Origin of the sequence: Pseudomonas sp. NPDC087615 (genome assembly GCF_044743445.1) — a bacterium.
Lineage (GTDB): Bacteria > Pseudomonadota > Gammaproteobacteria > Pseudomonadales > Pseudomonadaceae > Aquipseudomonas > Aquipseudomonas baetica_A.
Window position 1 is genome coordinate 1 of the sequence record NZ_JBIUWM010000058.1, and the last position, 23,593, is coordinate 23,593.

Genomic DNA, 23,593 nt, shown 5'->3' on the forward strand with positions numbered 1-23,593 from the left:
TAACAAAAATGCCCCGTATCTTTCGATGCGGGGCATTTTCTTAAACCGCGATGCAGATTGCTAGGTTTTCACACAGTCTGTTCGGCGGGTTTTTTGTTGCCTGAGAAAAAGGATTGTGGCTATTGACTCTCGAAATGCCGGAAAAAGGCTGGCGTTTTCTGAAATGACCTACAGCTGTAAGCATGGAAGAACGGCTGCCAATACTCAGGCTCGCTTTCTGAAGCTCTGACACAAGCTGCGCCAGTGATACTAGAGGCTGTGGCAGCATTGCGGTTCGTTAGCGGCCAGACCTACGCCGTAGGTATCTACAGCGACATCGGCGCTTGCACCATCGGCCAAGTCTGGAAAGATCCCAGCAATTGCTCCCCATGCCTGCAACAACTGCTCGAATAAACCGCTAAAGCCTCCGGATGTCTTGGCGTCCGGAGGTTTCAATCAGTTGACCACGATGCTGCCGTCGGCCTGTTGTTTGTAAATCGTATAGGGCAACAGCAAAGTGTCGAGGATCCCCGAGGCGGCCGCATCGACTAACAGGCCGAACGAGGCGTTGTCGTAGTTGAACGCATCGACGTCTTCCGGCTTTTCTGCGTGCAGCATGCAGAAGTCGTAGGTCACGCCGCTGTAGATTCGGGGAACGGCGCCGCAGTAGGTTTTCTTGGTTTTGAGCTGCTCGGTAGAACTCTTATCGCTCAAAACAACGGTCTGTACCGTGCCACACCCGGTCAGCAACATCGCTGCCAGCATCAAGGCCTGAATTTTCATACCGCCAATCCTTGCCGGAAAAACCTCAATCTACCCCGATCTTGCGCCCAATGCACTCAAGCCATCGGTGGTAAACGACGCTTGACCGGGGTCTTCTTGACGATTGCCGTATTGGTTTCGGCCAGGGTATTGAGGCGATCGAGCAGGGTGTCGAGTTGCTCCATCGAGCGCACATGCAGGCGGGCGATAAAGCAGTCCTCGCCCGTCACCTTGTCGCACTCGGTGAATTCTGGAATCGACATGATCTGCCGCTCGACCTCTTGAAGCTGCCCCGGCAGCGGACGGACACGCACGATGGCCTGTAATTGATAACCGAAGCACTTCGGATCGATCTCCACGGTATAGCCCTTGAGCACGCCGCGCTCTTCCAGACGCCGCAAGCGCTCGGCCACGCTGGGCGAGGACAGGCCACTGATCTGCGCCAGCGCCTTGAGCGAGCGCCGCGAATCTTCCATCAGTGCGCTGATGAGTATCCGGTCGATATCGTCGGTCATGAATTCAACTCCAGTATTAGGCTGTTTGCGTAAATAACCCACGATAAGAAAGGCAGAAATCGAGTTTAGCCTGTTTATTACGCTGGAGCGGCCGCGTGTCTGCTTGGCATACTTTTGCCACGCTTTCGTCCAACGCAAAGGAGATTTGATGATGGACAACACACTTCGTCGCGGCTCAATCGAGATGACCGCTGCCATGCTGATATCCGGGACAATCGGCTGGTTCGTGCTGATGTCCGGGCAACCGGTGCTCGACGTGGTGTTCTGGCGCTGCCTGTTCGGTGCCGTCACCTTGCTGGTGATTTGCGCTGTGTTCGGCTTTTTGCGCCCGAGCACTCTGACCCGCACCACGTTCTTGCTGGCGGTACTCAGCGGCGTGGCGATTGTCGGTAACTGGGTGCTGTTGTTCGCCTCGTATTCTCGGGCTTCGATTGCCATCGGCACGGCGGTTTACAACGTGCAGCCGTTTATGTTGGTCGGATTGGCAGCATTGTTTCTCGGCGAGAAAATCACCTTGCAGAAGCTGTTCTGGCTGGGGATTTCATTTGTAGGGATGTTGGCGATTGTCAGTGCCCACGGTCAGCAAGGCGAGGGCGGTGATGACTATCTGATGGGCATTGCCTTGGCTTTGGGCGCGGCGTTTCTCTATGCCATCGCTGCGTTGGTCATCAAACGCCTGACTGGCACGCCGCCGCACCTGATCGCACTGATTCAGGTGTGCACCGGGGTACTGCTGCTCGCGCCGTTCGCGCATTTTTCCGCACTGGCGCAAGCGCCGGTTGCGTGGGCCAGTCTGTTGGCGCTGGGCATCGTCCACACCGGTCTGATGTACGTGCTGTTGTACGGCGCGATTCAGAAGTTGCCAACCGCACTGACCGGCGCACTGTCCTTCATCTACCCGATTGCCGCGATTTTCGTCGACTGGTTCGCCTTCGGCCATCGTCTGGAAATTCTCCAGTGGCTCGGTGTGGCGGCGATTCTGCTGGCGGCCGCCGGTATGCAGCGGGGCTGGGGTTTCAAGAGCGGGCAGTTGGCGACGCGGTAGTCTTCAGATGTTCCAGCGCAGTGCGGTTTTCGCCAAGCGCTGGCGCATCTCTGCGACGTTCGCGGCGAGTTGCCGGGTCAACAATCGATAGCCATCCAACGCACTATAGACCGGCGCGTCCAGGCTGGCATACGGCAACTCCAACGACCGATCCAGTCGCTGCGTTGCGCCGGTTTTCAGGGCGCGGGCCATGCCGATCAATTGCACGCGAATCTGCCGGTGCTCGGCCTGCAACGCTGATTGCAGATGCGCCATGGCGTCCGGGTCGTTGGCGTCCGGACGGGTGTTGCCGAGGATCTCCAGCGTGCTGATGCACATGCGCAGGTTGCGCTGAATCGCATCGAGCTCTGTCATCGAGACTTTCACTTCCTTGGACACCGACGGCATCAGTGAGCGCAGTTGCACCATTACACCGTTCAAGCGGCCCATCAGTTTCAAATGCTCATCAGCGCTGACCGCTTGGCCGCTGATGATCCGCCCATACACCGTGGCGCAGTCGCGCAAGGCGTCGGCCAGTGTGTAGCGCCAGGAATACACCGCGTACAGCGGCAGGGCGAAGGAGAACGCCAGGGCCAGCGCAATGCCGATCAGAATATCGACCCCACGCCACAACCCGTCAGTGATCGGATTGTCGCCGTGCCCGGCGACAATGAAAACGGTAATCGCCGAAAGCAGAGCGGTGTAGCCGCCCTTGCCGATGGCGTGATAGGAGAAGAACCCGCAGACCACCGCCATGGCGAAGTACGTCAGCCACGGCATCCCGAGCCACGCTTGTTGAGCCACCAGCAGCAAGCCCACGCCGGCACCGATCAAGGTGCCGGTGGCGCGTTCGGCGGCTTTCTTGCCGATGTTGCCGTGGTGCTGCAAACCGCCGATCACCACCAGCATGGTCACGGACGCCCACTCGCCGTGGGGCAGGTTGATGCCGGTGGTTAGCACAATGGTCGCCAACAACCCCAGTGCCACCCGCACCGCGTGGATCAGTCGGGCGTGTCGGTAGCGCCGATACGGGTCCAGTAACGGACGCAGGATTCGGCGCAACAGCGGTGGCAGTCGGTGGTTGCTGAACGTACTCAGTGCATGGCCCTCGTCAGAAGATGTAATCGGTGGTCAGGAAACTCGAATCGCGTCCGCGAATGATTTCGCTGATCAGATCCTTGTTGCTGTCCTGGTACTTGGTCGCCACCAGTGTGCGGATCGAAAACACCCGCAGTGCATCGTGTACCGACAACGTACCTTCGGCGGAGTTCTTGCGACCGTTGAACGGATAGGTGTCCGGGCCGCGCTGGCATTGGGCGTTGAGGTTAATCCGTCCGACCTGATTGGCGAAGGTGTCGACCAGTCGCCCGACCGCTACGGGGTTGGTGCCAAAGATACTCAGTTGCTGGCCGAAATCCGATTCCAGCACGTAATCGATCACGGTATCGAGATGGCGGTACGGCACGATCGGCACCACCGGGCCGAACTGCTCCTCCTGATAGATGCGCATCTGCGGATTCACCGGGTACAGCACCGCCGGGTAGAAGAACGACTCGCGGGATTCACCGCCATTGGGGTTGACCACCTCGGCGCCCTTGCTGCGCGCATCCGCCACCAGAGCATGCAGATAATCGACCTTGCCCGACTCTGGCAGTGGCGTCAGCGACACGCCGCTGTCCCACGGCATGCCGGGTTTGAGCGTAGCCAGTTTGGCGTTGAATTTCTCGATGAAGCTATCCACGACATCCTCATGGACAAACAGGATCTTCAGCGCCGTGCAGCGTTGGCCGTTGAACGACAGCGAGCCGGTGACGGCTTCGCTGACCGCGTTGTCCAGATCGACTTCCGGCAGGACGATGCCGGGGTTCTTCGCATCCAGCCCCAACGCGGCACGCAAACGGTGAGGTTTGGGGTGCAGTTTTTTCAGATCGCTGGCGGCTTTGTTGGTGCCGATGAACGCGAAAATATCGATTTTGCCACTGGCCATCAGCGCACTGACGGTTTCACGGCCGCTGCCGTAGATCACGTTGATCACGCCCGTGGGGAAGCTGTCGCGAAACGCCTCGAGCAACGGACGAATCAGCAGGACGCCGAGCTTGGCCGGTTTGAACACCACGGTGTTGCCCATGATCAGTGCCGGGATCAGCGTGGTGAAGGTCTCGTTCAGCGGATAGTTGTAAGGCCCCATGCACAGGGCCACGCCAAGCGGCACGCGACGGATCTGGCCGAGTGTGTCCTGCTCCAGCTCGAAACGGCTGGAGCGGCGGTCGAGTTCTTTCAGGGCATTGATGGTGTCGACGATGTAGTCGCAGGTGCGGTCGAACTCTTTTTCCGAATCCTTGAGGTTCTTGCCGATCTCCCACATCAGCAGTTTGACCACGGCATCACGCTGCTGACGCATCCGGCCGAGGAAGGCTTCGACGTGCTGGATACGTTCGGCCACACGCAGGGTCGGCCACAAGCCCTGGCCCCGGTCATAAGCGCGAACGGCGGCGTCGAGGGCGGTGAGGGCGGTGTCGGCGTCGAGCAGTGGCGTGCTGCCGAGGATCACTTGTTCGTCGCCGTTCTCGCCGTGATTCAAGTACACCGGGCTGCGCACGGTGGCGAGTGGGCCATCCCAGCGACGCAGTTCGCCGTCGACCAGGTATTCGCGTTGCTCGACCTGACCGTCGAGGCGGTATTTTTCCGGGATGTCGCTGACAGAAGGGAACAGGTTGCCAAGGATATTTGCTGTGGTCATGTCGCTACCCCGTGTTGGATGTCCGCGTGCAATTGGAAAAGTCTGTACAGGTTATACGCCTGAATGCGCCGAAATTTAAACCTGCAAATGTCACCTGAATGTCACGCAGAGGCGCGGAACAGAGCTTTAAGGCTGATATGTGCTGGTGCTGTCGATGGCACCGAACGTTTGCGGCAATACCTCGCACTGGCGAAGGAATTGGGCACGCGGATGCGCATCAACATCGAACTCGACGTCGGCTTGCATCGAGGCCCCTCCCTGATTAAAAGTTTCCTCTGCTGTCTTCCCACCCAATCTCAACATTTGAAATGAAGCTTTTATGACAAAAGTTCGGTAGCACATCGCCAGTCCGGTCATGCCTATGTAACGCGCTTGAGGGGCCTTTCGGGGCGCATTTCACAAGCCGAGGCGGGACGCCGGGAGTGAGGCAATGGGGACTATGGAACGCTACTCGAAAGTGGGCATGCAGGAGCTCGATCAGCGCTTGTCGAAGATCGTCGAAGCCGCGCGCAAGAAGCCGGTTTCGGTGTATCGCTACGGCGCGCCGTGGGTCTGGATCGTCTCGCAGGATGACTGGCAGGGCGCCTTGAAAGAGGTGTCCAGCTACATTCCGCCGGGCCATTCGCTGGTCTTGCTGCGCCCACAGATCGATGACTTGCTCGACGCCCACCGTAACATCCTCCATGACCTCGACGCCGAACCCGGCATGTTGATCCCCGCGCAAACGGTCATGCACATCCTGCTGCTGCAGTTGCTGTACTCGGTACCCAGCGAGCAGCAACTCTATGAGCAGCTCAATTACAACCTGTTGTTCCGCTGGTTCGTTGGCCTGGGCCTGAACCAGAAAGTCTGGAGCTTCAACATCCTCAGTCGCGACATCGCCACGCTGCTCAACAACCCGCGTGCGGTGCAGCTCATTCAAAAAATCATCGGCGAAGTGTTCTGCGGTGCCTTGCTGCAAATGCCTGAGTTCTCCTTGAACTTCGCGCTTCTGCACACCTGGCTCGGCAAGCACGCCTGCGCCTCAACAGCCAGCAATTGACGCAACACAGAGGGCGCTGAGGCGCCAACAGGTCATCGCGAATTCAGGGGGTAGTGTGGAACAGATTTTCACGTCACGGCTGGCGCTGTGGGGCTGGCTGTTAGTGGCGGTTGGCGCGCAGTCGGCACTGGCCGAAGAAACCACCAAAAGTGCAGCGGCGCAGCGTCTGGTCGACGTCAACGAATACTTCGTGCGCGGTAACACGGTGCTTGATGCGCGGGCCATCGAAGAGGCGGTGTACCCGTTCCTCGGTCCGCAAAAAGCGCTGAGCGACATCGAAGGTGCGCGCGACGCGTTGCAGAAGGTCTATCAGGAACGCGGCTATCAATCGGTGTTCGTCGAATTGCCGGAGCAAGCGGTGGCGGACGGCATCGTTTATCTGCAAGTCAGCGAAACCAAGGTCGGCCGGGTGCGCGTGGTCGGCGCCAAGCACTATTCGCCGCTGGACATCCGTGACGAAGTGCCAGCGCTCAAGGAGGGTGAGGTACCGGACTTCGCCAAGGTTCAGGGTGAACTGGCGCAACTGAACAAGACGCCCGGCCGGCAGGTCATGCCGCTGGTTCGCGAGGGCCAGCGCCCCGGCACCATGGACGTCGATTTACAGGTTGAAGATCAGAACCCTTGGACGGCCAGCGTCGGTCTGAACAACGACTACAGCGCCGACACCGAAAAGCTGCGCACCGTCGCCAGCCTTGGCTACAACAACCTCTGGCAGCTCGGCCACAGCATTTCCCTGACCTACTTCACCGCGCCGCAAGACACCGACAACGCCAAGGTCTGGTCGGGCGCTTATACCGCCCCGCTGACCGATCGCTGGAGCGTGCAGTTGTCCGGTTACCAGTCCGACAGCAACGTCGCCACCATTGGCGGCAGCAACGTGCTGGGCAAGGGCCATTCCTACGGGGTGTCGGCGATCTACACGCTGCCATCCAGCGGCAGTTGGTCGAACTCGTTGTCGGCGGGCGTCGACTTCAAGGACTTCGAAGAACGCCTGACCCTCTCCGGCGAGAGCGACAAGGTGCCACTGAAATACGCACCGTTCACCTTCGCCTACAACGGCTATCGATACACCGAAAAGAGTCAGCTCGGCCTCGGTTTGAGTCTGGTCGCGGCCACCCGCAGCCTTTTTGGCTATGGCAGTTCCGACGAAGACTTCGACTACAAACGCTACCGCGCCAAGCCGAGTTTCGCCGTGCTCAAGGGCGACACCAGTTACACCTGGACCTTCGACAGCGACTGGCAAAGCGCGAGCAAAGCCGCGTTTCAACTAGCTTCGGGGCCACTGGTTTCCAACGAACAATTTTCTGCCGGTGGCGCGACGTCGGTGCGCGGCTATCTGGCCGCCGAGCGCACGGGCGATGACGGTTATCTGCTGAGCCAGGAACTGCGCACGCCCTCGCTGGCCAAGTTCGCCGGCACCTGGATGCAGGACTGGCGTTTCTATGCCTTCGCCGAAGGCGCGCAACTGTACCTGCGCGACGAACTGCCTGATCAGGACGCCAATTACGCCCTGGCCAGTGTCGGCCTCGGCACCCGCGCCAGCCTGAGCAAATGGCTGTCGGGCAGCCTCGACTGGGGTTATCCGCTACTCGAAGGGCCGAACACCTCGAAACAGGAATCGCGCCTGCACTTCAACCTTCAAGCCACTTTCTAAAGGAGCACGTTCATGCAGCGCCTCTTTCTTTCGTTGTTGATCTGCCTGGGCTTCGTGCTCCCGGCCACGGCTCAGGCCTGGTGGCAGGACGACTGGCATTACCGCAAACAAATTGCCGTCGACACCACGCCGCAAGGGGCGGCGATCAATCAACCGCTCGGCCGCACCGCGCTACTGGTGCGCCTGCACACCGGCAACTTCACCTTCGACGGTGTGAAGGAGGACGGCTCGGACCTGCGCTTCGTCGCCGCCGATGACAAAACCGTACTCAACCATCAGATCGAAAGCTTCGACGCGCTGATGGGCATGGCGTTGATCTGGGTCGATGTGCCGAATGTCGAGGGCGGTCAGCGTCAGGACATCTGGATGTACTACGGCAATCAAAAGGCCCCGGCCACCGGCAACGGCCAACTGACCTTCGATCCGAATTACACCGCGCTGTATCACTTCGACGGCGCCACCGGCACCCCGGCCAAAGACACCACGGCCTACGGCAACACCGCGCAAAGTGCGACCGGCGCGGCGATTGACGGCGTCGTCGGGCGGGCCTTGCAGTTCAGCGGTCAGCCGTTGTTAATGCCGGCCAGCCCTTCGTTGCAGCACAACGCTGGCAGTGCGTTCACCTTCAGCGCTTGGCTGCGACTGGATCAGGCCGATGGCGAGCAACTGATTCTGGCCCGCCGAGAAGGTGCCAACAGTTTGCTGGTGGGGGTGAATCAGGGCGTGCCGTTCGTGGAAATCGACGGCCAGCGCGCCGTTGCCACGCAGCCGCTCAACCCCGGCCAATGGCAACACGTCGCGCTGACGGCCGAAGGTTCCAAAGTCACCCTGTACATCAACGGTCGTGAAGGTGCTGCACTGGCCCTGGCCATGCCAGCGTTCAATTCGGTCATGGCCATCGGCGCTGATCTGCAAGAAGGCCCTTATCTGCCGTTCGTAGGCGCCATCGACGAACTGCGCCTGTCGAAAGTCGCCCGCCCGGCGCCGTTGCTGCTCGCCGATGCCACCTCGCAGGGCGCCGAGTCGAAACTGGTCGCCTACGGGGTTGATGAAGAACAGTCGGGCTTCGGGTTCGGCAGCCTCGGTTTCCTGCTCAACGCAGTACCGGTGGACGCCTGGGTGATCATCGCCGTGCTGGTGCTGATGATGTTCCAGTCGTGGATCATCATGCTGCGCAAGAACCGCACGCTCGGCCGCGTGACGTCAGCCAACGAAGATTTCCGCGTGCAGTTCGCCAAGGTCGGCACGCGCCTGGAGATGTTTGCCGACGACACGCAACTTGCCCAGCGCCTGGAACATTCGTCGCTGTGGCGCCTGTATCTGGTGGCCGTGAAAGAAATTCGCACCCGCCGTGAGCAGGGCGCCGACACCTCCTCGGTTTCGGCGGCGACCATCGAAGCCATTCGTTGCTCGATGGACGGTGTGCGCACCCGCGAAAACCAACAGCTGAGTTCGAAGCTTTCGACCCTGTCCAACGCCATCGCCGGTGGCCCGTATATCGGCCTGCTCGGCACCGTGCTGGGGATCATGGTGGTGTTCCTCGGTACCGCCATGGCCGGCGACGTCAACATCAACGCCATCGCGCCCGGCATGGCCGCTGCCTTGCTGGCGACGGCGATGGGTCTGTTCGTCGCGATCCCGGCGCTGTTCGGCTACAACCGCCTGATCACGCGCAACAAGGAAGTCAGTGCCGACATGCGCGTGTTCGTCGACGAGTTCATCACACGTTTGGCGGAGATGCATGGCGAAAGCCAGTTCAGTGAGGCGTCGCACTCGCGCGGCCATCACGCCAACCACTCCGTACCGGCCTGAGGAGCTCTGACATGGCGTCCGTAAATGCCTCCCACGACGATGACGAAGATTCAGCCGTCGACAGCATCAACATCACGCCGCTGGTGGACGTGCTGATGGTGGTGCTGGTGATGTTCATCCTCACCGCCACTGCGCAGGTGTCGGGAATCCAGATCAATCTGCCCAAGGCCAGCGCTTCGGTGTCGCTGTCCGAAGCCAAGACCAAGGCCATTTCGGTTAACGACGGCGGCCAGGTGTTCCTTGATGCCTACCCGGTGACCCTGGCCGAACTGGAAGAACGCCTGCGCATCGAGAAAGCGCAGAGCCCGGACTTCCCGGTGATCGTGCGCGGTGACGCGACGGTGCAATACCAGAAAGTCATTGAAGTGCTGGATCTGTTGCGCCGGCTCGAACTGTCCCAAGTCGGTCTCGTGACCGGCAAACCGACGCAGGGTTGAGTCATGACCGCACAACTCCCGATCGAGCCACTGCCGGTAAAGCAGTCGCCACTGCGCTTTGTGAAGTGGGGCGCCGGGCTGTTGGTCGGCGCACTGGCAGCGTGGTTTCTGTGGCAGTGGGCCAACGACATGAGCGGCATCCGCCGCGAAGCGCCAAAGGTGCCGACGATCATTCCGCTACCGCCACCACCACCTGCGCCGCCTGAAAAACCGCCGGAACCGGAGACACCAGTGGAAGAAAAGATCGTCGAGCCCGAGCCAACGCCAGAGCCGCAAGAGGTCAAGCCCGAAGAAGAGGCGCCGCCATCACCGGCGGACGATCTGGCCAACCCGATGCAAATGGATGGCGATGCGCAGTCCGGCAACGACGCCTTCAACATCGGCGCGGGCAAGGGCGGCGGGATGGCGGGCGCCGGAGGCGGGCGGTTGGGTAACGGCACTTACAGCCAGTTCCTCGCGTTCACGTTCCAGAAGCTGCTGCGCGAGAACCCTGAACTGCGCAACCTCGCGTTCACCTTGCAGGCCGATGTGTGGCTGAGCAGCGTCGGCGAGATCACCCGGGTCGAGCTGATCAAGTCCAGCGGCAACCCTGAAATCGATACGCAGGTTTTGGCGGCGCTGCGCAATGCGCCGCACTTAAGCGAACGGCCACCGGCCTCCATGACTTTGCCCGTGCGCCTGTCCCTGCAAGGGCGGCGTCCGGGTTAACCGAATTCTTACAGTTTTGCCAAAAGGAGTTGTGTGCAGATGATTTCCAACGTGAATCGATTGTCCCTGGCGGTCGGCATGGTCATCGCGACCCTGGTCGGTCAGGCCGCAGCAGCGCCTGCGCCTTCGGAAAACGCCACGATCAATCTGATCCGCTTGCTGGTCGAGCAGGGCATTTTGAAGCAGGACAAGGCCGACGCGCTGATCGCTCAGGCGCAGAACGAGGCCGTCCAGGCCAAGCAGGCTGCTGCCTCCACCGCCGTGGTGGCAGGCCCCGTCGCTGCGCCTGGCGATGTGCGTGTGCAGTACGTGCCGGCGGCGGTGCGTGATCAGATCCGCGATCAGGTCAAAGCCGAAGTCATGGCCACCGCCAAGCAGGAAAACTGGGCCGCGCCCAACACTTTCCCGGACTGGGCATCGCGCATCAGCTTCGACGGCGACATTCGTTTGCGTGACGAATCGCGCTACTACTCGGACAGCAACAGCAACGAAATCGTCGACTTCGCCAAGCTCAACAACAACGGCCCGTATGACGTGAACCCCAACAGCAGCACCAGTCTGCCGCCGCTGCTCAATACCCGCGAAGATCGCACCAACCAGTTCCGCATTCGCGCACGTCTGGGCATGAAAGCGGTGATCTCGCCAGAGTGGACCGCCGGCATCCGCATCGGCACCGGCTCGGACAACAATCCGGTATCGACCACGCAAAGCCTCGGCGGTGGCTTCGCCAAAAAAGACATCTGGCTCGACCAGGGTTATCTGACCTGGAAACCGTCGGATGAGCTGACGCTCACCGGTGGCCGTTTTGCCAACCCGTTCATGTCCACCGACATGCTCTATTCCAACGACCTCAACTTCGACGGTGTGGCGGCGATTTTCGACCACAAACTCAATCGTGATTGGGGCGTGTTCGGCACCGTCGGCGCGTTCCCGGTGGACTACACAAACGACACCACCAGCAGCAACGGTTTCGACAAGGAAGAGAGCGACAACAAATGGCTGTACGGCGCGCAAATCGGCGCCAAATGGGCGGTCAACAGCAACAACCGCTTGAAGGGTGCGCTGGCTTATTACCGCTTCGACGACATCGAAGGCCAGCGCTCCAGCCCTTGCGAACCGTGGGCCGGCGCACCGGGTTGCGACAGCGACGGCAGCCGCGCAGCGTTCATGCAGAAGGGCAACAGCGTGTTCCTGCTGCGTGACATCACGCCGAACCCGCTCAACCCGACGACCACGCCGCAACCGCAATACGTCGGCCTCGCGTCCGAGTTCAACCTGCTCGATCTGAACCTGGTGTGGGACGCTGATCTGCCGCAAGACTTCAAGCTGCGCAGCCAGGGCAACTACATCCATAACCTCAGCTACGACGAAGGCGACATGCGCAAGCGTTCGGCCGGGCAAATCGTCAACAACCTCGACAGCAATGGCGATATCGAAAGCGGTGCCAATGCGTGGATGGTGCAATTCACCCTCGGCAACGCCCTGGACCTGAAGAAGCAGGGCGACTGGAATATGTTCGCCGGCTACAAGTACATCCAGCCGGACGCCTTGCCGGACGGCTTTAACGACTCGTCTTTCCACCTCGGTGGCACCAACGCCAAGGGTTATTTCATCGGCGGCAACTACGGTCTGGCGAAGAACGTTTTTGCGACCGGCCGCTGGTTGAGCACAGAAGCGGTATACGGCGCGCCGTTCGATATCGATGTCTTGCAGCTTGAGATCAACACGCGCTTCTAAGGCGCCGGGAGACGGTTATGAACACGCGATTGTTGTTGCTGGGCTTTGGAATGTTGGTTGCCACCGGCGCCAGTGCCGAGGGCATGGAGGAGCGCTTGCGTACGCAATTGCGTAGCACCACCCAGCAGTTGCAAGCCTTGCAAAGTCAGCAGGCTCAGGCCAGCGCTGCGCAACTGGCAGCGCAAAACGAGGCTAAGGCTGCGCAGGCGCAAATCAAGCAATTGACCGCTGAACTGGCCAAGGTCAAAGGCGTCGCCGAGCAACTGGCGGGGCAGCAACAGAGCCTGCACAGCCAGGCGCAGGCGCAAGTGGCGGCCAGCGTTGAGCAGACCGGCAAGTACAAGAAGGCCTATGACGAGTTATTGGTCATGGCCCGCGCCAAAGAAACCGAGCGTTCCAGGCTTCAAGCGCAATTGACTGAACGTGACACACAAGTGCAGCAATGTTCAGTCAAGAATCAGCAGATGTACGGCGTCGCCAAGCAGATCCTCAGCGCCTACGAAAACATCGATGTGGCCGAAGTGATGAAGATCCGCCAGCCCTTCGCGGGCAGCGCCCGGGTCAAGTTCGATGAACTGGCCCAGGGGTTCGGCGACGAGCTCTACAAGACTCAATTCGACGCGCCGCAAGCTGCGCTCTTGCACTGATTAAAAAGCCTGATTTAAAAGACTGATAAACAAGGAAGAAGCAATGACTCAATTGATCAGCCACGTTTCCCCGCAATCGTTGACCGACGTCCTGCAAGCCGCCGGTTATCGCGTCAACCAGACCGAACAGAACGGCATCGTCCAATTGCTTAGCGCCAGTCAAGGCATTGGCTACGCCGTGCGTTTCGGCAACCCGGCGGTGGAGCAGGGCCGCTACGTCGACTTCACGTTCAGTTGTGCGCTTCGCGTGCAGGGTGAGTTGCCCCAGGGTGTGGCCGAGCAGTGGAACGCTTCGCGACGTTTTGCACGCTTGTCGTTGCAGGGCGAGTTCCTGGTGATGGAAATGGACGTGGTGCTCGCCGCCGGCGTCAGCAGCGATCACCTGCGCGGCAATCTGGAACTGTGGGATCGCTTGCTTCAGGAATTCATTGTTTATCTGCGTGACTTCAGCCAGACAACTCAAGCCTCGACGGCAAAGGTTGCCGTTGCCGAGCAAGAGGAAGTCGCGCTGTGAAAAAGCCTGCCATGGTGATCGGCGCTGGAGCCGTGGTGCTGTTGGTGGTGGCCGTGGCGCTGGTGGTGCGGCCGGGCAGTGACCCGGTCGCCGCCCAGCAGTCGGCACCAGTGTCGACGGCGGTAACGGGACCGGCGGTCGCGCGGTTGGGTAATCAGCAGGTTTCGCCTGATGAATTGCAGGCGCTGCTGGCGACAGTCCCGCCAGAGACCCGCGAACAACTGCGCGGTAATCGTGAAGCGCTGGAGCGCTGGATTCGCACGCGACTGGCCGAGAAAGCCGTGTTGGAGCAGGCCGAGGCGCAGGGTTGGGCGCAGCGCCCGGACGTCGCGCGACAAACTCGGGCAGCGACTGAGCGGATCGTCTTTCGCGATTACCTGCGTTCGGTCAGTGAGGTGCCGGCGGATTACCCGAGTGAGGCCGAGTTGCACAAAGCCTATGACGCCGGCAAGGCGAACTGGCAGACCCCGCCGTTGTACCGGGTCAGCCAGATTTTTCTTGGGGTGAATGAGCCGCAGACTCTTGAAACCGTGCGCAAGCAGGCGCTCGATCTGAGCAAAAAAGCGCAGGCGACCCCGGCGGAGTTTGCCGCGCTGGCGACTCAGTATTCGCAGGATCGCGTCACCGCTGAGCGTGGTGGTGATACCGGTTTGCAACCGTTGCAGCAACTCGTTCCTGAGGTGCGTGGCGCCGTGGCGCGGCTCAAGGTTGGCGCCGTTTCCGATCCTGTTCAGAGCGCCGCCGGGTTCCATGTGATCAAACTCACCGAACAACAACCGGCGCGCACCGCGACATTGGATGAACTGCGCGATCAACTGACCCAGGCCTTGCGTGCCCAGCGTCAGGAGCAGATTGCGCAGGCGTATCTGGACGGGATGCTCAACACGGCGACGCTGAGTATCGACGGGGCGCAACTCAATAAAGTCCTCGAGGAAAAACACTGATTTTTTATCCGATACAAAAACTGTGGGAGTTGGATTGAGAATTTTTCACAGTGCACAAAGCCAATAAAATACAAAGATCGACAGGGAGTCATCGATGTCATTCAACGAACCCGCAGGACGACAGGGCAGCGCCGATTACCGTTGGGCAGAGAATAAAAGCCAACCCTGGCTGTCACACGCCGCGACTATCGACGCCGACGTCGCGCAGTACTTTCTGGTCAGCGCCCGTTGCGGTTGCTTCATGCAAGCGGCGCGCAGCCTCAACGTGCGTTCGACCTTGCTGCGCAAACAACTGGCCCAGCTTGAGCAGGAGCTCCAACATACATTGTTCAGTTTTCAGGGCAGCGCACTGAGCCTGACCCGCGAAGGCCAGCAACTTCAGGCCAAACTGGTCGCCCTGGCCAACGAGCGCAAACTGCCGATGGTTGAACAGCCGCTGATTCGCCTGGCCGTCGCCGAGTCCATCCTGCACGACATCCTCGGTCGCGATCTCATCGCACTGCTGCGCCGCAATGCCAGCGTACGCTTGGAAATCATCGCGCTGGACAGCGAACTGTCGCTGCGGGCCGTCAGCGCTGATGTCGTCCTGTGGCTGGCCCATGGCGAAACCCCGAACCCCGGCCCGACCTTCGCCACCCACCCACCGCAGCGCCTGGCGAGCCTGGACTACCTTCCCCACATCGCCAAACGCTACTCCCGCGTCACCGCACGCCCGGCTAGTGTCGATGACCTTGCCGATTTCATGCTGGTGCAATGGCAGCACGACCGGCAGATCGACAGCTTTCGCCCATGGAATGATCTGGTCGAACAACGTCTGGCTGGTGTGGTGCAGATGCAGTCTTATGAATTGATGCTGGAGATGATTCGCTGCAGTGCCTGCATCGGTTTGTTGCCGGCTTACATGAGCCGGTTTGATCGCGGATTGGTGGCGTTGCCCGGATTGTTCGATGAGCCGATGCGATTGCAAGCGTGGCTGGCGGTGAATGCCGAATCACAAGACATCGCTGAAGTACAAACCCTGATCGAACTCATCCACAACACCTTCAACGAACGCCACGAATGGTTCCAGACTTAACCCCAACCCCCTGTGGTAGCGGGCTTGCTCGCGAAAGCGGCCGAACAATCAACAATAGCTTTGAATGACACACCGCATTCGCGAGCCGGTCGAATCGTCGCCACGCCGCTCTCACCGTTTTGCACCTCGCCAAATTGATAACCGCCGGTTTAGAGTGATCGGCCACACATCGATCCAGGAAGGATCCGCCATGCCCGAGCACAGCCCCTCGATACATCTCGAACGCTTCAACGAGTCCCACGTTGAGAGCGTTACCGCGCTCTATAACGATCCAGCCGTTGCTCGCCAGGTGTTGCAGATGCCGTTTCAATCCGCCGAGATCTGGCGGCAACGACTGATGGCGGAAAACGAGCGAACGGTGAAACTGGTGGCGCTGCATCAGGGCGCGGTCATCGGCCATCTGGGGCTGGAAAACTATTCGCGGATTCGCCGCAGCCACGCCGGCAGTCTCGGCATGGGCGTAGCGCTAGCCTGGCAGGGCAAAGGCGTGGGTTCGAAACTGTTGGAAGCGGCGCTCGAGGTTGCCGACAACTGGATGAACCTGCACCGCGTCGAACTGTCGGTGTTCGCCGATAACGAGGCGGCTATTGGTCTCTACCGCAAGTTCGGTTTCGAGACCGAAGGCCTGTTTCGCGATTACGCGGTGCGCGACGGGCAATGGGTCGACACCCTGAGCATGGCCCGCCTGCGTAGCTCATCGAAGGTTTGAGTCAGTCGCCCAAGGCGAACGCCACCGCCGACTGCGCGTGCAGTTCGGTGGTGTCGAGCAAGGGCACGGCGCTGTGCTCGGCTTTGACCAGCAGGCCGATTTCCGTGCAGCCAAGGATGATTGCCTGAGCGCCGCGTGCGGTCAGCGATTCGATCACCCGTTGATAGATTTGCCGCGACTCGTCACTGATCACGCCGACACACAACTCATCGTAGATAATCCGGTGCACCTCCTTGCGCTCAGCGTCGTCCGGCACCCATACCGTCAGGCCTTGGGCGATCAGGCGTTGCTTGAGAAAGTCCTGTTCCATGGTGAACGCTGTGCCGAGCAACCCGACGGTGCGCGCATCAATCGCCAAAGCCGCCTGCGCCGCCGGTTCGGCGATGTGCAGGAACGGAATGTTGATCGCCGCCTGAATGTGATCGGCCACCTTGTGCATGGTGTTGGTACACAGCACCACGCATTCAGCTCCACCCGCTTGGAGCCTGCGCGCCGCATCCACCAGAATCGCCGCTGCGTCATCCCAGCGCCCGGCATGCTGTGCCTGTTCGACCGGGCCGAAGTCGACGCTGTACATCAGCACTTGCGCCGACCGTAATGGACCAAGGCGATCACGTACCTGCTGATTGATGAGTCGATAATATTCGGCGCTGGACTCCCAGCTCATGCCGCCGATCAGGCCGATGGTGCGCATTGAATGTCCTCGGGCAATGGCCTGTATCGGTCGATTCAGGCGTGCCCCGAGTGTCCTTCGGTTCAATGACGGATACCAGCGTCAAATCAACTGTATCGCTGAAGTTTTGCTCAGGTGTCAGGGTGCTGGTTCTGGCAATGGGGCGACGTGATTACATCCGGCTGCCAGCGTTTTGGCATACCCCACATCCGGGCGCCACGGCTCCAGATTCCATTCTGGTTTGTCGCGAGCGATGGCCAGGTGGCAAATCAACTGGTGACGCATGCCATGGGTGTTTTGCCAGTAGCGACTATTGGAGTAGTCGCGTGTGAGTTCATTCCACAAGTAAGCAGTGCCCGATTCCAGCGTTCTCCTGGCACACGGGGTGGGGGTGATGGAAAACGACCACTGGTAGTCTCTGTAAAACCAATGGGCACTTTCGATGTATTTATTGCAGCGCTCTGCGACCACAATGACGCTGTCACCGGACGCAGTATCTTGCGCATGGGCAGTAGAAATGCCGAGCACTGTCAGACAGGCAGCTGCCAGTGCACGCGCGAGGAGGTTCGAGGGGGGGTTGAGTATGTTCATTGTGTGATTCCCTGATCTGCTGCTACGTAGGTAAATGTGGTCTTACCGGTTATGACGGTGGGAAGTGCTACACGAATGATCGGTACGGTAATTTTCGGGTTGGTGGCGTTATAAAAATCCCTTTGGTTGTATCGCGCATCGGCGAGCGCATTAGGATCGTTTTTTGCTGGCACGTAAAAGAACGCAAGTATTGGTAAAACGTTTGGTTTACCGGCGACCCAGGTTTTAACGAGTACGTCGTTCCATTGGTCGAAGCCTGTTGCGCCTAGCAGTGATTTAGCGCGTAACGACTGATAAAACGCCGGGCCGGCCAGCATATTGCGTTCGTCCCTCACGTCGAAATCGCACTGGCGCCTGTTTTGGTCGCCGGGTGCCGAACTCCAGGCGTTCTTGAATTGCTCGGCTGTGGTGATACCAGCGTCTTGGCAATGTCCACTATCAGGATAAGACGGGTGGGCCACACACACTGCGGTTGAACTGCGATACCACCCGTAGGAGTCCATGGGGTAGGAACACAGCACCTGCAGTTGCTCGGTATTTGCAGGCCTCTCCAGTACGGGATAAAGAATGTAGCCATTGGCATTGGTTTTATTCCAGGCGAACTTGTTAAAGTTGCTATCAACTCGCAAGTAGGAAAAGTTGACACCGCCATTTTTGATGGAAATGGGGCTGGGGTCCCAGACTTTATAGGTGTTGTTCGGATCTTTGTCCGTGACCCTTATCATGACACCTGAGCACAGAAACGCAGGTTGCGAATTCACTTTGTTGCAATTCGGAAACTGGCGACCGTACAGCGTAGTGAGATAAGCAGCGGTGGCCGCGCCATCCATTCTCTGGCTCTGAACACTGGTCCCGCTGATGACATCAGGCGTTTGCGATGCAGGCTGTGAGCAACCAACCAAAAGAGCGAAAAACAGTAATGCAATTATTTTGTTCATGATTTGTCTTCGTCCGATTAAAAAAAGGTGGAAGAATCGATTGCACGTTGTTTGTGGAACTGCACTCGTTAGCCATTACGAGAATATGCCGCGTACTTCGGTGCTGCGCTGCAAGCGCTTATGGCGTAACTGTTTGATCCGCAGGGATATATTCGAACTTCGCTGTGCCTGGAGTGCTGGTCGAGAGCACAAGACGAATGATCGGCACGATGATTTTCGGGTTGGTCGAGTTGTAGAAATCCCGCTGATTGTATTGAGCATCCGCCAGGGCCTGGCCGTCTTGCGTGTAGAAGAAGGCCATGATCGGAAACTTGTTCGCCGGGAACGATTGCGCACAAGACTTCTCTGGATCGGTGCTGAGGGGATCGCACCAGGTCTTGATCGTGAGCTCGTTGTGTTCATTGACTCCACTCCCGTTCACCAGGCTTCTGGCGCGGATCGACTGATAAAAAGCAGGGCCGGCGAGCGCATTGCGATTGTCATTCACGTCGAATCCGCACTGCCGCTGGTTGGGGTTGCCCTCCGGTATCCTCCACACGGCGAGCCACTGTTCTGCGGTCGTTACCCCAGTGTCTTGGCACAGTCTGCTTTGAGCCGGATAGCTTGGGTGCGGACCGCATGGCTTGTCTGCCTCACGGGTGTGGGACCAAGCGTCATAAGGGTAAGCGCACAGATAGTGCATTTTGTATTTATCGACCGGCGCTTCGAGGACGGGGTAAAGGATGTAACCGTTTGCACGCTCATAGGCGAAGCGACCGAAGTCTGCATCCGCCCGCAAGTATGAAAATGCGACACCACCCTGTCTCACTGAAAACGGGCTGGGTTCCCAGACTTTATAACTGGTGCTCTTCAAAGTGACCCTTATGGTCACGCCGGAACAGAGAAATGCAGGTTGCGAATTTACTTTGTTGCAGTTGGGGAATTTGCGCCCGTATAGCGTTTGCAGATAAGCAGCGATGGCGAAGCCATCCATTACTTGTGTACTACTGGCGTTAATCATTGTAGGCGGTTGTGGACTGGTTTGTGAACAGCCGGCCAACAGGGTGATAAACATTAAGGCTATTAGATAACGCATGACGCTGTCCCTACTTTCATTCGCAAACTGAAACCGTTAATGGGTAGCTGTTGTGCAGAGTTCTGGCCTGGTCAGAGCGTCACGCGTAAGTACCAGGAAAAGATGATCGGCTCGTTTGTGCCGGTTTTTCTGAGGGTGTAGTTGAATAACCCCAGCTTCCCTTTGTTCGTTATGATCCAACTCGCCGGGACGGGAACGTTTGTATAAGTCGCCTGGGTGATTTCAAATTCTTCACTGTCGTGGCGATCTGTTCCAACGGTCAAAGAGATCCGGGCTTTGTAAGCCGCTTCAAGGGTAGGGTAGTAAATTCTAAGGTTGTCCTTGGCGGCGTTCAGCGTCGGTTCCAGCAGATCGTGTCTTTGCCTCGTGACTGTCAATTGCAGGTCTTTCGATGGCACATCTTCATCGGTGCCGGGCAGCCGGACGGTGTAGTAAACCTCAGCGCCGCTTCCCACTGTGTCCACCACTTCCTGGCGAGGAACAAGAAAACGCAAAGTCTGGCCCGCGACAGTTATGTTCTGAATTTCGCTGCCATAAGTGGAATTACGCCCCAGCCAATACACCTTGACGCTCTGCCCTTCATCGGAGCCGGTGTATTTCACCTCGACCGTCGCGTGCTGCGCGGAATAAAAATCGCGCACAAAATTCAATACAGTGCCGTTGGCGTCCTTGGCTTCCAGGACTTTGGGTTGGAGCAGATCCAGCTCAATTTTGCGGATGTGTACGTCAACAAACGTGGTTTTTGACAAGATTGCCCGCGGCCCCGAGCTATTACCGAGCTGGTCGACCACCCTGAAACGCAGGGCGAATTTCGGGTTGTCTTGCCAGAAGTTGGCGGTGGTGAGCGTCAAAATCACACGGCGGGCGGTCACTTGGGCCGCGGTCACCTTATGCGATATGTTTCGACCGTCACAATCGAGCGTGATGACGTCGTGTTCTCGCATGTAAACGTAACTCAGGGTGACCTCCACTCCGCGCGCTGCCCGGTCGGCATCGATACCATGGGTAATCACGTCAGCCGGAAGGTTCATGAGCAGATTCGGGTTGTCCCCGGGGCCGGTGATCTCGCCGGCCGGTCGCGGCGTGTGGTAAAGCACAACCAGTGGATCAGAGCTATCCTCGTTCCCGCTGATCCGCTTTACCCGTAAACGAAGCTGATTGATACCGTCATTCAAAAGATCCGCCGGCAAATTCATATCGAATTGCTCGTTCTCTTCACCCGGCTGAATTGTTTTATGGGCCACCGAGGTATCGGACTCATTGAGCAACACATCGGCGAAGTCAAAAGCGGACTGATTGGTCCAAGGGTCGACGACCAGTTGGATGTTTCCATCCGAGATCAAAGAAAGTGGCAAGCCACAGTGCGGTTTCTGCGGGTGCTCCACTGGCGAAACGCAGCCGGGAATATTGACCCGGTCGATTTCCAACGGTTTTTTGTCATCGATCTGCTGCGCCATCGCGAATGCCCCAATCTGCGTCATTAATGGATAGGCGTATCTAAAACCTATGGGGGGCGGGTGCCTACTGTCAGATCTGACAGGTGAATACGGTGGATACATACCGTCCGTCGCATTAAGACGTGGTACAGGACTACGAAACTGACGATTGCCGTACGCGCAGACTTCGATCTGCCACTATCGAAGTTCGCAGGCTCCCCTGAGGAACGCAGCAAATGAACGATGTACAGCAACTGGGCGAGATGCTTCGTCACTACGCCGAAAGTGAAGCGCACAAGAAGCAACTGTTCACAACGCAGTCGGAGGCATGGGCGACGCGAATCACTGAATTGTTCGGCAATATTCAGCAATGGCTGCAACCGGTGCAGGCACCGAATCTGCTGGAGGTTAACCGCGAAGCCTATGTCGCCTTCGGACCGAGCACTCCGGTCGAGACCTCGACCTTCAAGACAGAGAAGCTGACGATCGTGATTGCTGGCAAACCAGTGGAGTTCGTGCCCGATGTGATGGGCAGCGCCGGGCAAATTTCACTGGCGGTGATGGGCTTGACGGCGGCGCGTTACGGCAGTATTTCGCTGGTGGGGTTGCCGGGCGGAGAGTGGCAATGGCGCAAGACCAATGGATTGAAGGATCCGGATACGTTTTTGTTTGATGCGGATTTTCTGGCGTTGCAACTGCAGAGCCTGATCCCGCGTGATCGCACGTAGTTTCAAGGACTCACACCTTCCCCCTGTGGGAGCCGGCCAGCCCGCTCCCACAGGAAGTAAGGGGTAACTCTACATATCCAGATTGATCCAACCCGGTTTCGCCGTTTCCGGGGCCACCGCTTTCACGGTTTTGCCTGTTGCCAGCTCAACTCGCCGAGCCACCTGCGGATCATCAGCAAAAGGCACCATGCTCGCATCGTCCAGACTTTGCGCGGTCTCATGCCGCAAGCAGTACTCCACCGCCAGCCACAAAAACACCACCCCCAGCACATTCAAGAAAATATCGAACATCACAGGCTCCCTGCCTCAGGCGATCTGCGCTTCACTGCGCGCCAGCGCAACATCCGCTACTCGCACCGTGCGCCAGACGTTGTAGGCCATCAACAACATGCCGCTGAGGAAGAACACCCCACCGGCAAAGCGCACGATGAATCCCGGGTGACTGGCTTGCAGTGCCTCGACGAATGAATACGTCAGCGTGCCGTCTTCGTTGATCGCCCGCCACATCAGGCCTTGAGTAATGCCGTTGACCCACATCGAGGCGATGTACAACACCGTGCCGATGGTCGCCAGCCAAAAGTGCAAGTTGATCAGCGGCGTGCTGTACATCTGCTCGCGGCCGAAGACTTTCGGCACCATGTGATACGTCGCGCCGAAGGTGATCATTGCCACCCAGCCCAGAGCGCCCGCGTGTACGTGGCCGATGGTCCAGTCGGTGTAGTGGGAGAGGGCGTTCACTGTCTTGATCGCCATCATCGGCCCTTCGAACGTCGACATGCCGTAGAACGCCAGCGACAGCACCAGGAAGCGCAAAATCGGATCGGTGCGCAACTTATGCCAAGCGCCCGAGAGCGTCATCATGCCATTGATCATCCCGCCCCAGCTCGGCGCCAGCAGGATCAGCGACATGGCCATGCCCAGCGACTGCGCCCAGTCCGGCAGCGCGGTGTAGTGCAAATGGTGCGGGCCGGCCCAGATGTAAAGGGTGATCAGCGCCCAGAAGTGCACGATCGACAATCGGTACGAGTACACCGGCCGGTTGACCTGTTTCGGCACGAAGTAATACATCATCCCCAGGAACCCGGTGGTCAGGAAGAACCCCACTGCGTTGTGCCCGTACCACCACTGCACCATGGCGTCGGTGGCGCCGGAATACACCGGATAAGACTTGAACCAGTCCACCGGAATCGACAAGTGATTGACCACATGCAGCATGGCGATCACCAGAATGAACGCACCAAAAAACCAGTTGCCGACGTAGATGTGCTTGGTTTTGCGCTGCACCACGGTGGTGAAGAAGACCACGGCGTAGGCGACCCAGACCACGGCCATCCACACGGCGCCTGAGAATTCGATCTCGGCATATTCCTTGGTGGTGGTGTAGCCCATCGGCAGGGTGATCAGCATGATCACGATCACCGATTGCCAACCCCAGAAAGTGAACGCGGCCAGCGTGTCCGAATACAGCCGCACCTGGCAGGTGCGCTGCACGGCGTAGTAACTGGCGGCGAATTGCGCGCTGCCGGCGAAACCGAAAATCACCAGGCTGGTGTGCAGCGGTCGCAAGCGGCCGAAGCTTGTCCACGGCAGGTCCAGATTCATCTCTGGCCAAACCAGTTGCGAGGCGATCCATACCCCCATCGCCATCCCGACGACACCCCAGAAAACCGTCGCGATAACGAATTGGCGGACGACCTTGTAGTTATATGCCTGTCCGATTGTTGCTGTGCTCATGGTCAGTTCATCCACGGTTGCAAAGTCTTGCCAGGCCACCCGGTCTGGCACGAGCTGCACTGTAGAAACCTCGTCAAAAACAAAACAGGCTCAGGAATCTTTCATTTATGCGGATCAGA

General features: G+C 58.8%; 25 protein-coding genes and 1 pseudogene. 15 read left to right on the forward strand and 11 right to left on the reverse strand.

The genetic code is table 11. From position 1 onward, the window contains the following. The first annotated feature begins 267 nt into the window (after positions 1-267). Positions 268-393 (forward strand): hypothetical protein, encoded by a 126-nt coding sequence (locus ACIOU6_RS22965; protein ID WP_260455918.1) that lies wholly within the window; start codon positions 268-270, stop codon positions 391-393. Positions 394-435: 42 nt separating this feature from the next. Here the strand turns inward: ACIOU6_RS22965 and ACIOU6_RS22970 are convergent, their stop codons facing one another. Both ACIOU6_RS22970 and ACIOU6_RS22975 read right to left on the reverse strand, forming a co-directional pair. Beyond that, positions 436-762: a YceK/YidQ family lipoprotein gene (locus tag ACIOU6_RS22970; protein ID WP_221732550.1), complete on the reverse strand. Its 327-nt coding sequence runs from the start codon at positions 760-762 to the stop codon at positions 436-438. 56 nt (positions 763-818) lie between these two features. Further along, positions 819-1,256, reverse strand: a complete 438-nt coding sequence (locus ACIOU6_RS22975; protein WP_221732549.1) for an Lrp/AsnC family transcriptional regulator — start codon at positions 1,254-1,256, stop codon at positions 819-821. 151 nt (positions 1,257-1,407) lie between these two features. Here ACIOU6_RS22975 and ACIOU6_RS22980 point away from each other — a divergent pair, with 151 nt between their 5' ends. Then, entirely contained in the window at positions 1,408-2,301 is an 894-nt protein-coding gene (locus ACIOU6_RS22980) for a DMT family transporter (RefSeq protein WP_401138995.1), read from the forward strand. A gap of 3 nt (positions 2,302-2,304) precedes the next feature. Here the strand turns inward: ACIOU6_RS22980 and ACIOU6_RS22985 are convergent, their stop codons facing one another. Both ACIOU6_RS22985 and ACIOU6_RS22990 read right to left on the reverse strand, forming a co-directional pair. Beyond that, positions 2,305-3,345, reverse strand: coding sequence for an FUSC family protein (locus ACIOU6_RS22985; protein ID WP_221732616.1), 1,041 nt, complete (start codon positions 3,343-3,345; stop codon positions 2,305-2,307). A 46-nt stretch (positions 3,346-3,391) separates the two neighbouring features. Further along, complete coding sequence (locus ACIOU6_RS22990; protein ID WP_221732547.1) at positions 3,392-5,020, reverse strand: NADP-dependent glyceraldehyde-3-phosphate dehydrogenase; 1,629 nt, start codon at positions 5,018-5,020, stop codon at positions 3,392-3,394. Between the two features lie 150 nt (positions 5,021-5,170). Here ACIOU6_RS22990 and ACIOU6_RS22995 point away from each other — a divergent pair. The 12 genes and pseudogenes from ACIOU6_RS22995 to ACIOU6_RS23050 form a co-directional block, all read left to right on the forward strand. Further along, positions 5,171-5,272 (forward strand): annotated as a pseudogene (locus ACIOU6_RS22995) (hypothetical protein); the annotation flags it as partial. A gap of 178 nt (positions 5,273-5,450) precedes the next feature. Further along, a complete protein-coding gene (locus ACIOU6_RS23000) occupies positions 5,451-6,062 on the forward strand; it encodes a transposase (RefSeq protein ID WP_339495915.1) in 612 nt (203 codons plus the stop codon). Between the two features lie 55 nt (positions 6,063-6,117). Further along, a complete protein-coding gene (locus ACIOU6_RS23005) occupies positions 6,118-7,716 on the forward strand; it encodes a ShlB/FhaC/HecB family hemolysin secretion/activation protein (protein WP_401138996.1) in 1,599 nt (532 codons plus the stop codon). A gap of 12 nt (positions 7,717-7,728) precedes the next feature. After that, on the forward strand, positions 7,729-9,528 hold the full coding sequence (locus ACIOU6_RS23010) for a DUF2341 domain-containing protein (protein ID WP_401138997.1): 1,800 nt from the start codon (positions 7,729-7,731) through the stop codon (positions 9,526-9,528). Positions 9,529-9,539: 11 nt separating this feature from the next. Then, positions 9,540-9,965 carry a biopolymer transporter ExbD gene (locus tag ACIOU6_RS23015; protein WP_221732543.1) on the forward strand — a complete coding sequence of 142 codons (426 nt, stop codon included), beginning with the start codon at positions 9,540-9,542 and terminating at the stop codon, positions 9,963-9,965. A gap of 3 nt (positions 9,966-9,968) precedes the next feature. After that, the gene (locus ACIOU6_RS23020; protein ID WP_401138998.1) at positions 9,969-10,673 is read left to right on the forward strand and encodes an energy transducer TonB; all 705 of its coding nucleotides are present in this window, start codon (positions 9,969-9,971) and stop codon (positions 10,671-10,673) included. Between the two features lie 39 nt (positions 10,674-10,712). Continuing rightward, positions 10,713-12,410: a putative porin gene (locus ACIOU6_RS23025; protein ID WP_221732541.1), complete on the forward strand. Its 1,698-nt coding sequence runs from the start codon at positions 10,713-10,715 to the stop codon at positions 12,408-12,410. A gap of 17 nt (positions 12,411-12,427) precedes the next feature. After that, positions 12,428-13,057 carry a DNA repair protein gene (locus tag ACIOU6_RS23030; protein ID WP_401138999.1) on the forward strand — a complete coding sequence of 210 codons (630 nt, stop codon included), beginning with the start codon at positions 12,428-12,430 and terminating at the stop codon, positions 13,055-13,057. A 43-nt stretch (positions 13,058-13,100) separates the two neighbouring features. Next, complete coding sequence (locus ACIOU6_RS23035) at positions 13,101-13,571, forward strand: YbjN domain-containing protein (protein ID WP_221732539.1); 471 nt, start codon at positions 13,101-13,103, stop codon at positions 13,569-13,571. Beyond that, positions 13,568-14,515, forward strand: a complete 948-nt coding sequence (locus ACIOU6_RS23040) for a peptidylprolyl isomerase (protein ID WP_401139000.1) — start codon at positions 13,568-13,570, stop codon at positions 14,513-14,515. The genes ACIOU6_RS23035 and ACIOU6_RS23040 overlap by 4 nt, the downstream gene beginning before the upstream one ends. A gap of 94 nt (positions 14,516-14,609) precedes the next feature. Further along, positions 14,610-15,590: a LysR family transcriptional regulator gene (locus ACIOU6_RS23045; RefSeq protein ID WP_401139001.1), complete on the forward strand. Its 981-nt coding sequence runs from the start codon at positions 14,610-14,612 to the stop codon at positions 15,588-15,590. 190 nt (positions 15,591-15,780) lie between these two features. After that, the gene (locus tag ACIOU6_RS23050) at positions 15,781-16,299 is read left to right on the forward strand and encodes a GNAT family N-acetyltransferase (RefSeq protein WP_401139002.1); all 519 of its coding nucleotides are present in this window, start codon (positions 15,781-15,783) and stop codon (positions 16,297-16,299) included. Between the two features lies 1 nt (position 16,300). Here the strand turns inward: ACIOU6_RS23050 and ACIOU6_RS23055 are convergent, their stop codons facing one another. From ACIOU6_RS23055 to ACIOU6_RS23075, 5 genes are all read right to left on the reverse strand, one after another. After that, entirely contained in the window at positions 16,301-16,993 is a 693-nt protein-coding gene (locus ACIOU6_RS23055) for an aspartate/glutamate racemase family protein (RefSeq protein ID WP_221732535.1), read from the reverse strand. A 117-nt stretch (positions 16,994-17,110) separates the two neighbouring features. Then, positions 17,111-17,563 carry a DUF2599 domain-containing protein gene (locus ACIOU6_RS23060; protein WP_339466682.1) on the reverse strand — a complete coding sequence of 151 codons (453 nt, stop codon included), beginning with the start codon at positions 17,561-17,563 and terminating at the stop codon, positions 17,111-17,113. Continuing rightward, a complete protein-coding gene (locus ACIOU6_RS23065) occupies positions 17,560-18,501 on the reverse strand; it encodes a halovibrin HvnC (protein ID WP_401139003.1) in 942 nt (313 codons plus the stop codon). The genes ACIOU6_RS23060 and ACIOU6_RS23065 overlap by 4 nt, the downstream gene beginning before the upstream one ends. Positions 18,502-18,619: 118 nt before the next feature. Beyond that, the gene (locus ACIOU6_RS23070) at positions 18,620-19,576 is read right to left on the reverse strand and encodes a halovibrin HvnC (protein ID WP_401139004.1); all 957 of its coding nucleotides are present in this window, start codon (positions 19,574-19,576) and stop codon (positions 18,620-18,622) included. A 71-nt stretch (positions 19,577-19,647) separates the two neighbouring features. After that, positions 19,648-21,033, reverse strand: coding sequence for a hypothetical protein (locus tag ACIOU6_RS23075; RefSeq protein WP_401139005.1), 1,386 nt, complete (start codon positions 21,031-21,033; stop codon positions 19,648-19,650). A gap of 215 nt (positions 21,034-21,248) precedes the next feature. Here ACIOU6_RS23075 and ACIOU6_RS23080 point away from each other — a divergent pair, with 215 nt between their 5' ends. Continuing rightward, positions 21,249-21,740: a hypothetical protein gene (locus ACIOU6_RS23080; protein ID WP_401139006.1), complete on the forward strand. Its 492-nt coding sequence runs from the start codon at positions 21,249-21,251 to the stop codon at positions 21,738-21,740. 69 nt (positions 21,741-21,809) lie between these two features. On the opposite strand, the gene ACIOU6_RS23085 is transcribed toward ACIOU6_RS23080, so the two are convergent. Together ACIOU6_RS23085 and ccoN are read right to left on the reverse strand one after the other, a co-directional pair. Further along, on the reverse strand, positions 21,810-22,031 hold the full coding sequence (locus tag ACIOU6_RS23085) for a cbb3-type cytochrome c oxidase subunit 3 (RefSeq protein ID WP_221732533.1): 222 nt from the start codon (positions 22,029-22,031) through the stop codon (positions 21,810-21,812). 15 nt (positions 22,032-22,046) lie between these two features. Continuing rightward, a complete protein-coding gene (gene ccoN / locus ACIOU6_RS23090) occupies positions 22,047-23,474 on the reverse strand; it encodes a cytochrome-c oxidase, cbb3-type subunit I (protein WP_401139007.1) in 1,428 nt (475 codons plus the stop codon). Between the last annotated feature and the right edge of the window lie 119 nt (positions 23,475-23,593).

Bases quoted from the DNA above. Each gene is read 5' to 3' on its own strand.
- ACIOU6_RS22970 (WP_221732550.1), bottom strand. From the start codon at position 762: ATGAAAATTCAGGCCTTGATGCTGGCAGCGATGTTGCTGACCGGGTGT.
- ACIOU6_RS22975 (WP_221732549.1), bottom strand. From the start codon at position 1,256: ATGACCGACGATATCGACCGGATACTCATCAGCGCACTGATGGAAGAT.
- ACIOU6_RS22980 (WP_401138995.1), top strand. From the start codon at position 1,408: ATGGACAACACACTTCGTCGCGGCTCAATCGAGATGACCGCTGCCATG.
- ACIOU6_RS22990 (WP_221732547.1), bottom strand. From the start codon at position 5,020: ATGACCACAGCAAATATCCTTGGCAACCTGTTCCCTTCTGTCAGCGAC.
- ACIOU6_RS23000 (WP_339495915.1), top strand. From the start codon at position 5,451: ATGGGGACTATGGAACGCTACTCGAAAGTGGGCATGCAGGAGCTCGAT.
- ACIOU6_RS23010 (WP_401138997.1), top strand. From the start codon at position 7,729: ATGCAGCGCCTCTTTCTTTCGTTGTTGATCTGCCTGGGCTTCGTGCTC.
- ACIOU6_RS23015 (WP_221732543.1), top strand. From the start codon at position 9,540: ATGGCGTCCGTAAATGCCTCCCACGACGATGACGAAGATTCAGCCGTC.
- ACIOU6_RS23020 (WP_401138998.1), top strand. From the start codon at position 9,969: ATGACCGCACAACTCCCGATCGAGCCACTGCCGGTAAAGCAGTCGCCA.
- ACIOU6_RS23025 (WP_221732541.1), top strand. From the start codon at position 10,713: ATGATTTCCAACGTGAATCGATTGTCCCTGGCGGTCGGCATGGTCATC.
- ACIOU6_RS23030 (WP_401138999.1), top strand. From the start codon at position 12,428: ATGAACACGCGATTGTTGTTGCTGGGCTTTGGAATGTTGGTTGCCACC.
- ACIOU6_RS23035 (WP_221732539.1), top strand. From the start codon at position 13,101: ATGACTCAATTGATCAGCCACGTTTCCCCGCAATCGTTGACCGACGTC.
- ACIOU6_RS23045 (WP_401139001.1), top strand. From the start codon at position 14,610: ATGTCATTCAACGAACCCGCAGGACGACAGGGCAGCGCCGATTACCGT.
- ACIOU6_RS23050 (WP_401139002.1), top strand. From the start codon at position 15,781: ATGCCCGAGCACAGCCCCTCGATACATCTCGAACGCTTCAACGAGTCC.
- ACIOU6_RS23055 (WP_221732535.1), bottom strand. From the start codon at position 16,993: ATGCGCACCATCGGCCTGATCGGCGGCATGAGCTGGGAGTCCAGCGCC.
- ACIOU6_RS23060 (WP_339466682.1), bottom strand. From the start codon at position 17,563: ATGAACATACTCAACCCCCCCTCGAACCTCCTCGCGCGTGCACTGGCA.
- ACIOU6_RS23065 (WP_401139003.1), bottom strand. From the start codon at position 18,501: ATGAACAAAATAATTGCATTACTGTTTTTCGCTCTTTTGGTTGGTTGC.
- ACIOU6_RS23070 (WP_401139004.1), bottom strand. From the start codon at position 19,576: ATGCGTTATCTAATAGCCTTAATGTTTATCACCCTGTTGGCCGGCTGT.
- ACIOU6_RS23075 (WP_401139005.1), bottom strand. From the start codon at position 21,033: ATGGCGCAGCAGATCGATGACAAAAAACCGTTGGAAATCGACCGGGTC.
- ACIOU6_RS23080 (WP_401139006.1), top strand. From the start codon at position 21,249: ATGAACGATGTACAGCAACTGGGCGAGATGCTTCGTCACTACGCCGAA.
- ACIOU6_RS23085 (WP_221732533.1), bottom strand. From the start codon at position 22,031: ATGTTCGATATTTTCTTGAATGTGCTGGGGGTGGTGTTTTTGTGGCTG.
- ccoN (WP_401139007.1), bottom strand. From the start codon at position 23,474: ATGAGCACAGCAACAATCGGACAGGCATATAACTACAAGGTCGTCCGC.